The 12,403-nt window shown below is 69.8% G+C and carries 8 protein-coding genes; 2 read left to right on the forward strand and 6 right to left on the reverse strand.

The features are described 5' to 3' along the window. The first annotated feature begins 80 nt into the window (after window positions 1-80). Complete coding sequence (locus LZ199_RS16890; RefSeq protein WP_253994949.1) at window positions 81-6,206, forward strand: DUF6982 domain-containing protein; 6,126 nt, start codon at window positions 81-83, stop codon at window positions 6,204-6,206. 97 nt (window positions 6,207-6,303) lie between these two features. Here LZ199_RS16890 and LZ199_RS16895 read toward each other — a convergent pair whose 3' ends face one another. Both LZ199_RS16895 and LZ199_RS16900 read right to left on the reverse strand, forming a co-directional pair. Beyond that, the gene (locus LZ199_RS16895) at window positions 6,304-6,924 is read right to left on the reverse strand and encodes a YceI family protein (protein ID WP_253994730.1); all 621 of its coding nucleotides are present in this window, start codon (window positions 6,922-6,924) and stop codon (window positions 6,304-6,306) included. A gap of 29 nt (window positions 6,925-6,953) precedes the next feature. Beyond that, on the reverse strand, window positions 6,954-7,823 hold the full coding sequence (locus LZ199_RS16900) for a dioxygenase family protein (protein WP_253994731.1): 870 nt from the start codon (window positions 7,821-7,823) through the stop codon (window positions 6,954-6,956). A gap of 143 nt (window positions 7,824-7,966) precedes the next feature. Here LZ199_RS16900 and LZ199_RS16905 point away from each other — a divergent pair, with 143 nt between their 5' ends. Beyond that, complete coding sequence (locus tag LZ199_RS16905) at window positions 7,967-9,607, forward strand: sigma 54-interacting transcriptional regulator (protein ID WP_253994732.1); 1,641 nt, start codon at window positions 7,967-7,969, stop codon at window positions 9,605-9,607. A gap of 19 nt (window positions 9,608-9,626) precedes the next feature. On the opposite strand, the gene LZ199_RS16910 is transcribed toward LZ199_RS16905, so the two are convergent. The 4 genes from LZ199_RS16910 to LZ199_RS16925 form a co-directional block, all read right to left on the reverse strand. Then, window positions 9,627-10,367: a DUF1751 domain-containing protein gene (locus tag LZ199_RS16910; RefSeq protein ID WP_253994733.1), complete on the reverse strand. Its 741-nt coding sequence runs from the start codon at window positions 10,365-10,367 to the stop codon at window positions 9,627-9,629. A gap of 142 nt (window positions 10,368-10,509) precedes the next feature. Then, entirely contained in the window at window positions 10,510-10,713 is a 204-nt protein-coding gene (locus LZ199_RS16915) for a hypothetical protein (protein ID WP_253994734.1), read from the reverse strand. A 218-nt stretch (window positions 10,714-10,931) separates the two neighbouring features. Then, window positions 10,932-11,147 carry a hypothetical protein gene (locus tag LZ199_RS16920; RefSeq protein WP_141640758.1) on the reverse strand — a complete coding sequence of 72 codons (216 nt, stop codon included), beginning with the start codon at window positions 11,145-11,147 and terminating at the stop codon, window positions 10,932-10,934. Between the two features lie 32 nt (window positions 11,148-11,179). Next, window positions 11,180-12,376, reverse strand: coding sequence for an acetyl-CoA C-acetyltransferase (locus LZ199_RS16925; protein ID WP_253994735.1), 1,197 nt, complete (start codon window positions 12,374-12,376; stop codon window positions 11,180-11,182). Window positions 12,377-12,403 lie beyond the last annotated feature (27 nt).

Consider the following 12,403-nt stretch of genomic DNA (forward strand, 5'->3'; position numbering starts at 1 on the left):
CCCCCCCATTTGCGCTGCGACGGTAACCGGGCAGTCCGCCGTCCGCAGCAAGGTGACGGATGTCGGACACGCGCGCAGCAATGAGAGAATTTCGCTTCCTCGACGAGAAGCGGAAGCTGGGAAGCCTGTCTCCCGTGGAGGAGGCGCGCTGGGGGGAGCTGCGTGGTCTCCTCGGCGTTCAGGACACCCCTGCGTCCGACGCCTCCACCTGGCAGCAGCCGGAGGCCGCGCCCCAGGGCTACTACGGCGCCGATGGCCAGTGGTACGCCTACCCCGCCGGCTATGAGCAGCAGCCTCAGGGCTACTACGGCGCCGACGGCCAGTGGTACGCCTACCCCACCGGCTATGAGCAGCAGCCCCAGGGCTACTACGGCGCCGACGGCCAGTGGTACGCCTACCCCGCCCAGGGCTACGACCCGAACCAGGGTTATGACCCGAACCAGGCCTACGCCCAGCAGCAGGGCTACGACCCGAATCAGGCCTATGCCCAGCAGGGGTATGATCCGAATCAGGCCTATGCCCAGCAGGGGTATGATCCGAATCAGGCCTACGCGCAGCAGGGCTACGACCCGAACCAGGCCTACGCCCAGCAACAGGGTTACGACCCGAACCAGGCCTACGCCCAGCAGGGGTATGATCCGAATCAGGCCTATGCCCAGCAGCAGGGCCATGACCCGAACCAGGCCTACGCGCAGCAGCAGGGCTACGACCCGAACCAGGGCTGGCCCGCGGCGACTGGGGAGGCTCCGGCCGCCGACCCCGCGCAGCAGGCCTACTACGCGGGCTACGAGCAGCCGGCTCAGGCGCCCTACACGACTCCGACCGCGGAGCCGGAGAACCTGGCCCTCAGCTCGGACGACATCGACATCCCCGCGCTGAGCGAGCCCGCTCCGTGGATGGCACCCAGCCCCACGCCGCCTGGTGGTGCTTCCCCGGTGGCCGCGTCCGAGTCCTCCTCGTTCGAGGACGTGCTGGAGGTTTCGGAAACGGATGTCTCCTCCACGGAGACGTACGAAGACGCCACGGCCTTCCAGGATGAGGGGGCGGCGGCGAGCCACCAGGAAGTCGAACAGGGCGCGGCGCCGTTGAGCGCGGAAGAGGACTTCGGAGGGCTCGCCGAGCAGGTGGAGCCCGAGGCCGCGCGGCATGAGCCGGAGACCTCGCTCGAGTCGTCCTTCGCGGACCTCTCGCTGGAGGTCGAATCGGCCTCCGACACCGCCGTGCTCGAAGCCCAGCCGTCCGAGGAAACCACCCTCACGGCCTCCGAGTCCGAAGTGGAAGTCCCCTCTTCGGAAGTCGAGCTGCTCGACGCGACGGCCGACAGCGAGCCGATGCTGGCCGAGGACCACTCCCCCACGTCGCTCGATGCCGCCTGGGACTCCGCGCCGCTGGCCGTGGACCCGATGGAGTCGTCCGCGACGGACCTCGCTGACGCGAGTGACGTCATCGATGTCGGCGCGACGGAGAGCGCCGAGCCCATGTCGCTCGAAGCGAGCGATGTGACGGAGCTGTCTTCGACGAACGACGGTGCCGCGCTCGACATGGCCGCGGAACCGGACTTCACCGAGGCGGACACCGGTACACCGAGCGACGCGGCTTATGAGTCCTTCGAAGAGCCGGGCACAGGCGACTCCGCCTTCGCGGCCCAGGAGGCTGGCACCGAAGGCTCCACGGCAGCGGAGCATTCCGGGACCATCGGCGCGGAAATCTCGCTCGATGCGTCCGACATGGTCGAGTCCACCTCGGCGGTGGAGTTCTCGGAGTCCGCGCCGGAGTCGCAGTTCGAGGAACTGGCGCTCGACGCCACGGAGACGACCTCCGGTGGTTGGGACTCCGCGGCATCGGCAGAGAGCGCGCATGGGCACTCCGACGTCACCACGTCGCCCGCCGTCGAGGAGATCTCGCTCGACGCCTCCGATGTGAGCGTTGACGCCACGTCCGAGGGTTTCCCCTCCGGCGAGGCGATGAACGCCGAGGCGCAGGTCCCCACGCAGGAGGGCACCGAGAGCGCGGATGCCGGCGGCTGGACTGCGTCAGAGGAAGCGGGAGCCGCGTCGGAGCTGTCGGCTTCGGTCCTGGATACGGAATCCGCTCCCGAGGAGAGTTCGAGCGCCGAACCGTTCGAGGAGACAGCGGGTCAAGGCGAGCCGCCCACCTTCGAGGTGGGGGACCTGGGCGTCGAGGCGGACGCCACGTCTTCGGCGGAGTCGCCTTTCAACACGGAATCGGTGCCTTCACTGGAGCTGCGCTCCGTGCAAGTCGGGCCTGATCTCCGAGCCGACACGATTGAGGTCGACACCCACGGGTCGTCATCCTTCGCGGCGACGTCGCTCCGTGAGTCGGCTTCGGATGGATTCGACCTGAGCGGCAGTCCCGAGGAGGCCGTACCGCTCGCGACCGCGGGCGACTTCCTGGAGCATGGGCAGTACGCGGCCTCGGATGAGCGGGGCCTGGACCTTCCAGCCGACACTTCGGATGGAGAGTGGGCCACGCAGTCGGGTGAGCTGGAGCCCCTCGCGAGCAGCGCGGGCATTGCTTCAGAGCAGGCCGCGCCCGGCGAGCCGCAGCCCGAATGGGCTTCCGCGGAAGTGGCCACGACGGAGGGCACCTCGGAGTGGAACGAAACGGCCGCCGAGTCCCCCGCGCCGGGCGCTGAGGCCATCGAGCTTCAGTCCGAGTGGGCCGCTGCCTCCACCGAGGAAGCGCAAGGCAACGCTGGAGCTGAGTGGGCAGCGACGACGGAGCAAGCGCCCGAGACCGCCCAGTCGGAGTGGGCCACGGCCGAGCCGCAGTCCGAGTGGGCCACGGAGTCCACGGCCAACGCCCCGCAGCCCGCGTGGGACACGTCGACGAGTGACGCGGTCGCCACCGCGCAGCCCGAGTGGGCCGCCGCCGAGGAACTCCCCGCCGACGCCGTCCAGGCTGAATGGTCGGCGGCTTCGGGTGATTCCCCCACCGCCCAGCCCGAATGGACCGCCAGCGCCGAGGAGCTGCCCGCTGACGCCGTCCAGAGTGAATGGTCCGCGTCCACGGCTGACACCGCCGCCACCACGGCACAGCCCGAGTGGGCCGCCGCCGAAGAGCTGCCCGCCGACGCCGTGCAGGGCGAATGGTCCGCGTCCACGGCTGACACCGCCGCCACCACGGCACAGCCCGAGTGGGCCGCCGCCGAAGAGCTGCCCGCCGACGCCGTGCAGGGCGAATGGTCCGCGTCCACGGCTGACACCGCAGCCACCACGGCGCAGCCCGAGTGGGCCGCCACCGAAGAGCTTCCTGCCGACGCCGTCCAGGCCGAGTGGTCCGCCACCTCGGCTGATGCGGCGACCGGCACCGCCACGCAGCCCGAGTGGGCCGCCACCGAAGAACTCCCCGCCGACGCTGTCCAGACCGAGTGGTCGGCAGCCTCGGGTGATGCGGCGACTGGCACTGCGGCGCAGCCCGAATGGGCCGCCACGGAAGAACTCCCCGCCGACGCCGTCCAGTCCGAGTGGTCCACGCCCACGGGCGAAGTAACCACTGCTCAGCCCGAGTGGTCCGGCAGCTCCGAAGAACTCCCCGCTGACGCCGTCCAGGCCGAGTGGTCCACGGCCTCGGCTGATGCGGCGACCGGTACTGCGGCGCAGCCCGAGTGGGCCGCCACCGAAGAACTCCCCGCCGATGCGGTGCAGGCCGAGTGGGCCACGGGCGAAGCCGCCCCCGCGCAGCCCGAGTGGGCCGCCGCCGAAGAACTCCCCGCCGACGCCGTCCAGGCTGAGTGGTCGACGGGCGAAGCCGCCCCCGCCGACGCGCAGCCCGAATGGGCGACAACGGAAGTGGTTGCTCCCGCAGCCGTCCAAACCGAATGGTCGGCGGCATCCACGAGTGACGCCGCCACCGCTGCTCAGCCCGAATGGGCAGCGATGGAGGAGCTAGCGCCAGACGCGGTCCAATCTGAGTGGGCCACGGAGTCCGCGGCCAACGCCCCGCAGCCCGAGTGGGCCACGTCGACCAGTGACGCGGTCGCCACCGCACAGCCCGAATGGGCCGCCGCCGAGGAACTCCCCGCCGACGCAGTCCAGCCCGAGTGGGCGACGACGGAGACTCCCGGCGAGTCCGCCGCCACCACGGCACAGCCCGAATGGGCCGCCACTGAGGAGCTGCCCGCCGACGCCGTGCAGGCCGAGTGGTCCGCGTCCACGACTGACACCGCTGCCACCGCGCAGCCCGAGTGGGCCACTACCGAAGAACTCCCCGCTGACGCCGTCCAGGCCGAATGGTCCGCGTCTACCGCTGACACCGCCGCCCCCACGCAGCAGCCTGAGTGGGCCGCCACCGAGGAGCTGCCCGCGGACGCCGTCCAGAGTGAATGGTCCGCGTCCACGGCTGACACCGCAGCCACCACGGCACAGCCCGAGTGGGCTGCCACCGAAGAACTCCCCGCCGACGCTGTCCAGGCCGAGTGGTCCACGTCCACGGGCGAAGCCGCCACCTCTACCGCGCAGCCCGAGTGGGCCGCCGAAGAACTCCCCGCTGACGCCGTCCAGGCCGAGTGGTCCACAGCCTCGGCTGATGCGGCGACTGGCAATACCGCGCAGCCTGAGTGGGCCTCCACCGAGGAACTCCCCGCCGACGCTGTGCAGGCCGAATGGTCGACGGGCGAAGCCGCCCCCGCCACCGCGCAGCCCGAGTGGGCCGCCACCGAGGAACTCCCCGCCGACGCTGTCCAGGCAGAGTGGTCGACAAGCGAGGCCGCCACCGCGCAGCCCGAATGGGCGACGACGGAAGAGGTTGCTCCCGAAGCTGTCCAGGCCGAGTGGTCGACGAGCGAAGCCACCACCGCTCAGCCCGAGTGGGCCACCACGGAAGAACTCCCCGCCGACGCAGTCCAGGCCGAGTGGTCGACCAGCGAGGCCGCCACCGCGCAGCCCGAATGGTCCGCGACGACGGAAGAGCTCGCTCCTGAAGCCGCGCAGGCCGAGTGGTCCTCCTCCCCCGAGAGCGCCGCCACCGCGCAGCCGGAATGGTCCGCCACCACCGAGGAGCTCCCCGCCGACGCCGTCCAGGCCGAGTGGTCCTCCACGAACGAGCAGACCGCCACTCCCGAGTGGGGCGCACCCGCTCCGCAGGCCGAGTCCCCCTGGAACACGGCCGAAGCCGCTCCCGGCGAGCTGCAACCCGAGTGGGTCTCCGCGGAGCCCGAGCCCACCGCGGAGTGGTCCGAGCAGCAGCCCGTCCCCCAGACCGGGTGGAGCGCGTCATCCGACTCCGCCACATGGATCGCCGAGCCCACGGCCCACACGGACACTCCGCCCCAGCAGTCCGAGTGGAGCGAGGCCCCCGTCGACGTGGAGCCCATGGTCGAGCTGTCCTCCGAGGACTCCCTCGCCGCCGAGCCCGTCCAGGCCGAGGACGTGTCCTGGTCCGAAGAGTCCCCCACCCCGCCGAGCGCCCCCTGGCAGGCCCAGGACAGTCAGCCGTTCGGCGCCCCGGTGACCGACTTCTCCACCGCCGAGCCCGAGTTCGACACCACGCCCGCGCCGCTGGAGACAGAGGAACTCCCTGTCGAGCTCGAACAGGAGCAGGAGCTGGCCGAAATCGAGCTGGTGGAAGAGGCCGTCGAGCCTCCTGAGGCCACGCCTCCACTCGCCGCCACCGCCGTGGCCGCCGCCGCGATGAGCGCCGCGCTCAGGAGCCCCGCTCCAGCGGCCCACTCGAGCGCCTACTCGGCCACCGCGCTCCCCTCGGCACGCGCCCCGCTGGCAGCGCCCTCCCTGGCCGAGCGCCCGCAGTCGCTCGCCGCCTCGCGAGAGCCGCTCTTCGCGGTCGTCCCGCCGATGCACACCGAGTCCATCACCTCGTTCATCGAGGGTGAGCATCGCGTCATCATCCACACCGTCGAAGGCCAGGTGAAGCGCGGCACCATCCGCGACGCGGACCTGCTCGACGAGGTCATCTCCCTGGAGCAGCAGAGCGGCTACGCGCCGGAGCAGATTCCCGGCAAGCGAGTGAAGGCCATCTTCTTCATGCTCGCCGCCGGCGCACGTCAGCCGCAGGCCGAGGGTCAGAAGATTCGCGTCACCTTCAACGACGGACGCCAGGTCGCCGGCTTCTCGCAGGACTTCAAGGGAACGACGCCCGGCTTCTTCGTCATCCCCGCGGACCAGCGCACCAACACCGCCCGCATCTTCATCTACCGCTCCAGCGTGCAGGCCGTCGCCGAAGGCTGAGCAACCCCGGGGCCCGCGGCACACCCTGAAACGAAAGAGGGGCCCCCACCACCGTGGGAGCCCCTTTTTCATTCAGCGTCGATGAGCGAAGCGACGACTACTTCTTCGCCGGGGCCGGAGCCGCGGCGTCCGCCTTCTTCGTCAGGGCCAGGTCCAGGTTCACGGTGACTTCCTCACCGACCGCCACGCCGCCCGTCTCCAGCGCCTGGTTGTACGCGAGGCCGAAGTCCTTGCGGTTCAGCTTCGTCGTGGCCGTCACGCCCGTGCGGATGTTGCCCCAGGGGTCCTTGGCCTCCTTCGCCGGGCCCGTGACGTCCAGGACGACGGGCTTGGTGACGCCGTGCATGGTCAGGTTGCCGGTGACCTTCAGCTTGCCCTCGCCCGCATTCTCCACCTTCGTCGACTTGAAGTTGATGGTGGGGAACTTCGCCGTGTCGAAGAAGTCCGGCGCCTTCAGGTGCTCGTCGCGCTTGGCGTTGTTGGTGTTGATGGTCGTCGCGTCGATGGTCGCCTCGACGGTGGACTTGGTGACGTCCTTGTCGTCCAGGTTGACGGAGCCCTTCACGTTGCCGAAGGAGCCCTTCACGTTCGTCACCATCATGTGCTTCACGGAGAAATCGGCGCCGGAGTGGGCCGAGTCAATCTCCCACGTGGAGGCCATCGCGAGGGACGGCAGGGCCACCAGCAGGGCAATCGCGCTCTTCAGGGTCGTCTTCATAGGGGTGTGCTCCTCGATGAACTACGGGTTCAGGCGCGCAGCGCGAAGCTGCGCATGGACAAGGTTCCGTGATGGAAGCCCTCGAAAACTGAAGTGAGACGGTCTTCGGGGAGGGCGGCTCCGAGGACGAAGTACAGCGGCAACAAATGCTCGGCTCTCGGATGCGCGAGCTGCGCATTCGGTGCATCCAACCATGACTGGAGGCCCACGAAATCCCGCGCCTCCAGCTTCCGCGCCACCCAGGTGTCGAAAGCCTGTGCCCACGGCTCCGGGGACGCATCCTTCTGATGGAAATTCACGCGGCGCAGGTTGTGGACGATGCCACCACTTCCCATCAACAGCACGCCTTCCGCGCGCAAGGGGCGCAACGCCTCGCCCATCTTCGCCACGTCCGCCGCGCTCGCGCCCAACGGCATCGACACCTGCACCACCGGCAACGTTGCCTGTGGAAACGTATGCAGCAGCGGTACCCACGCACCGTGGTCCAGGCCGCGCTCGGAATCCGCGACGGCCTTCAGCCCCGCCGCACCCAGCCGGGCCACCACGGCGGAGGCCACGTCCGGCGCGCCCGGCGCCGCGTACCGCAGCCGGTACATCGCGTCCGGAAAGCCGTAGAAGTCATAGACGAGCGGAGGCTTCGCGCTCGCGGTGACGCGAATCTCGCCGGGCGTCTCCCAGTGCGCTGACACCACGACGACGGCCCGCGCTGTCCCCGCGCCGTCGCCGAAGGTCTTCAGCGCGCGCGGATACGCGTCCGCGTCCAGCGCCACCATGGGCGAGCCGTGCGACACAAAGAGCGCGGCAGCCCGCTCGCCCTTCGAGCCGGCGCCCAGGACGCCCGCCACGCCAGCCGCCGCCGCGCCCTGCAAGACCTCCCGCCTGTCCAGTCCGTCTCCCATGATGGGCACCTTCTACTGCAACCCCAGGACCAGGGTCCTCCTCATTCCAACCCCTTGAAATGACGAACCCTCAACATCCTTGCGTGCGTGGAGCCTCTCAAAACGATAGAGAGAGACATCACTTTGGAAGGGAGCAGGACACCGTGCCGGGGCCATTCGACGGGTTGGAATTGGGAGAGCTGCTGTCCTTCGAGCCGGGGGGCGGACTCATCCACTTCGCGGGGCAGCGGGTGCTGCTCATGGACCCGGTGGCGCTGGGGCTGCTGCGCAAGGAGCTGGTGAATCTAATGGGGGTGACGGCCGCGCGCGGCATCTTCACGCGGCTGGGCTACGCGCACGGCTGGCGCACGGCGGAGGCGATGAAGGGCGCGGTGCCGTGGAAGGACGAGTCGCTGTGGCGGCGCGCGGGAGGACGGCTCCACACGCTGCAGGGCCAGGTGCGGGTGGAGCGCGTGGAGCGCAAGCCCGAGGAGGGGCCGGAGCCCTTCGCCGAGGCGCAGTGGCGCGACTCGTATGAGGCCGAGCAGCACCTGCTGCACCTGGGCCGCGCGGACCATCCGGTGTGCTGGAGCCTCACCGGCTTCGCGTCCGGCTACATGAGCTACGTCAACGGGCGGGAAATCTACTGCACGGAGATTCGCTGCGTGGGCCAGGGGGACGCGGCGTGCCACATCGTCGGACGTCCCGCCGAGGAGTGGAGCACCGAGTGCAAGGAGGTGCTGCGCTTCTACGAGACGCAGTGCATGGAGGGCGTGCTCGGCCAGGTGACGGACGCGCTCAAGCAGGCGGAGCGCAAGCTGCGCGCGAAGCGACAGTCGCTGGCGCGCGTGGGCGTGACGGAGGACCCCGCGGGCATGGTGGCGCGCGCGGAGGCCATGCTGCGCGTCATCAACCTGGGGCGCCGCGCGGCGAAGGTCGACTCCACGGTGCTCGTCACCGGCGAGAGCGGCGTGGGCAAGGAGCGCATCGCCCGCCTCATCCACGACGAGTCCACGCGCGCGCACAAGGCCTTCATCGCCGTCAACTGCGCGGCCGTCACGGAGAGCCTGCTGGAGAGCGAGCTGTTCGGCCACGCGCGCGGCGCCTTCACCGGCGCGACGCATGACCGGCCCGGACTCTTCGAGGCCGCGCACGGCGGCACCCTCTTCCTCGACGAAGTCGGCGAGGTGCCTGCGTCCATGCAGGCCAAGCTCCTGCGCGCGCTCCAGGAGAAGGAGGTCCGTCGCGTGGGCGAGAACACCAGCCGCAAGGTGGACGTGCGCGTGGTGGCCGCCACCAACCGCGAATTGAGCGAAGAGGTGCGCGCGGGCCGCTTCCGCCAGGACCTCTACTACCGCCTGCGCGTCATCGAGCTGCGCATCCCCCCGCTGCGCGAGCGGCGCGAAGACATCCTCCCCCTGGCCCGGCTGCTGCTCGCCGAGGCCGCGGAGCGCCTGGGTCGCAAGGTGTCCGGCCTCGCGCCCGACGCGGCGGACCAGCTCCTGCGCTACGACTGGCCGGGCAACGTGCGCGAGCTGGGCAACGCGCTGGAGCGCGCGGTGGCCCTGTGCGAGGGCAGTCGCGTGGAGCGGGATGACCTGCCCGAAGAGGTCCGCGCCGCGCCGCCCAGCCTCGTCCCCTCCGGCAACCCGCGCCGGCTGGAGGACATGGAGAAGGACTACATCCTCGCGGTGCTGGCGCAGAACTCGGGCAACCGGGCGCGCACCGCCGAGCAGCTCGACATCGGCGTGGCCACGCTCTACCGGAAGCTGAAGCAGTACGGCCACCCGGAGGCGGCCCACTGAAAAGGCGCGGGACGCCGCCTCAGTTGAGGAACTGATCGCGGTCCGGCCGGTCCTTGCTCTTGGGCACCACGTTCAGGTGCTTGGACCTGCCCTTGAGCTGACGCTGCAGGCGCCAGTGCTGAAGGTGCAGCATCAACCGCTTGGGGCTGGCGCCGCGCACGTAGGCGAACACCAGCACCAGCGCGATGACGTGAGGCAGCTGGCTGGCCAGGCCCGCGGTGAGGATTCGCAGCACCACGAAGCCCGCGCCAATGCCGGCGAACGCGTTGCCCGACAGGGGGATGCCCCAGAAGTTCGTCTGCCCGCGCCCCATCGACAGGCCGTAGGCCACCCAGAGCACCGTGCCCATCACCCACCCGCCCTGGTAACCCATGGGCAGCGGCATGAAGAGGCCCACCACGCCGAGCACGAAGCCCGCGAGCGCCGTGCACCCCACCGCCACCATGAAGAGCCGCTTCGAGCCCCAGGTGCTCTCCAGTGAGCCGCCGATGCTCCACAAGAGCAGCGCTCCGAAGAGGATGCTGATGGGCTCGCTCTCGATGAAGGCGTAGGTGAGGGGCTGCCAGAGGTAGAGGTTGCCGAAGACGGTGTTGGGCGACAGCAGCAGCAACACGCTGTTGGCCGCGCCCTGGTAGCGCAGCAGGAGGTACAGCACGGACCCCGCGACCAGCCCCACTGCCAGCTTGGACGACATGGACTCCAGACCGGGCAGGCCAAAACCGCCCCCGCCGCCCCTGCCGCCGAACCGCATCGGTCGCATTCAATCCTCCACTACGGGCTCAACAGCCGACCAAAGGTGGTGGAACCCCCGCCGCTTCGCAACCCCAAACGACGAAGGGCGCTCCACCCGGTCCCGGGAGAGCGCCCTCGCACATCGACTCCGCGAGCTGCTGGCCGACGAATCAGGAGGCCTTCGCGCGGTAGAAAATCGTGATGGTCAGACAGTGGAACTCCTTGTCCGAGGACTGGGTCACCACCTTGTCCACCACGTCGACGTTGTTCAGATTCTCCTTGAGCCACTTGGTGATGTTCTCACCCATGTTCTCGCGATCACGCGCGAGCGTGGTGGAGAACACCTTGACTCCCGTGAAGCTCGTAACGCCCATTCCGACCCTCGTCTCAAGTCTCAAGCTGAGATTCTGGACGTTTACCCCGAGACGATTCCGCTATCAAGAAACGGGCCCGATTTACCGGCCTCGGGCGAGTCCGGGCACCCAGGCCCGGCCCCGCGTCCAGGGGCACATCTCCCACAGTTGCGCAGCCGACATCCGCGCTCTGCGGGCCAGGAGCCTCGCGCGTCCACCGACGCGAGGCCCCAGGGAACTCACCGCCCCGCGGCGGCCCTGCGGCTCTGACAGGACACCTCGTCCTTGCAGGCCGGACCAATGCCTTCCGGGTGGGCGGTGAGCGGCGTCTTGTCGCTCTCCTCCACGCCGCACACCACGCACTTGCGCTTGCGGTTGCGACGCTCCGCGCGGCGCTGCTCGGCGATGGCCTTGGCCCGCTCGCGGGCCGTCTTCGCGTCCACCTCGTTGCTCATCTCGCGTCCCGGTTGGAAGTCGTGTGCAGGCATCAGAGCGCCTCGACCAGCACCGCGATGCCCTGGCCGCCGCCAATGCAGGCGGAGCCGATACCATAGCGCCCACCGCGACGCTTGAGCTCATAGACGAGCGTGGTGGTGATGCGCGCGCCGGAAGCGCCCAGCGGGTGGCCCACGGCGATGGCGCCGCCGTTGACGTTGGTCTGCTCGCGCGGCAGGCCCAGCTCCTTCTCCACCGCCAGGTACTGCGGCGCGAAGGCCTCGTTCACCTCGAACAGGTCCACGTCGGACAGCTTCGCCTGCGCGCGCTCCAGCAGCTGGCGGATGGCGGGCGCGGGGCCAATGCCCATGACCTTCGGGTCACACCCGGACACGCCCCAGTTCACCAGCCGGGCGATGGGCTTCAGGCCGTGCTTCTCCACGAAGCTGCGAGTGGCCATCACCATGCTGCCCGCGCCGTCGCAGATGCCGCTGGCGGCGCCCGCGTGCACCACGCCGTCCTTCTTGAAGACCTTGGGCAGCTTGCGCAGCCCCTCCACCGTCGTCTCCGGACGGTTGTGCTCGTCCTTGGCGAAGACGGTGTCGCCCTTCTTGCCCTTGAGCGTGACGGGCGCGATTTCGTCCTGGAAGCGGCCCGCCTCCTGCGCGGCGGCGAAGCGCTTCTGGGTGAGCACCGCGTACTCGTCCACCTGCTCCTGCGTGAGCGAGTAGTCCACCGCGAGCTGCTCGGCCGTCATGGCCATGGGCTGGCCGGTGTAGCTGTCCGTCAGCGCCGTCCAGAGCATGTCCTCCAGGCTGCCCTTGCCCAGGGGCAGACCCCAGCGCGCGCCCCGGATGACGTGGGGCGCCTGGCTCATGGACTCGGTGCCACCGGCGAGCACGCAGCTCGCCTGCTCGGTGAGCATCAGCTCCGCGGCGGTGGTGAAGGCCTGGAAGCCGGAGCCGCACAGCCGGTTGACGCCCAGGGCGGGCACGGGGATGGGCACGCCCGTGCGCAGGCCCACGTGGCGGGGCAGGTAGATGGCATCCGCGCTCGTCTGCACCACGTTGCCGTACACGACGTGCTGCACCAGCTCCGGAGACACCTTCGCCTGGGCGAAGGCGGCCTTCGCCGATTCCACGGCGAGGTCGGTGGCGCTGAGGTCCTTGAGGCTGCCGCCGTAGGTCCCGAACGGGGTGCGCTTGCCGGAAAGAAAGAAGATTTCCTCGGTCTTGGACACGCTCTTCATGATGCTCGTCTACCTACTCTCAAGGGG

Origin of the sequence: Myxococcus qinghaiensis (assembly GCF_024198215.1) — a bacterium.
GTDB classification, from domain to species: Bacteria; Myxococcota; Myxococcia; order Myxococcales; family Myxococcaceae; genus Myxococcus; species Myxococcus qinghaiensis.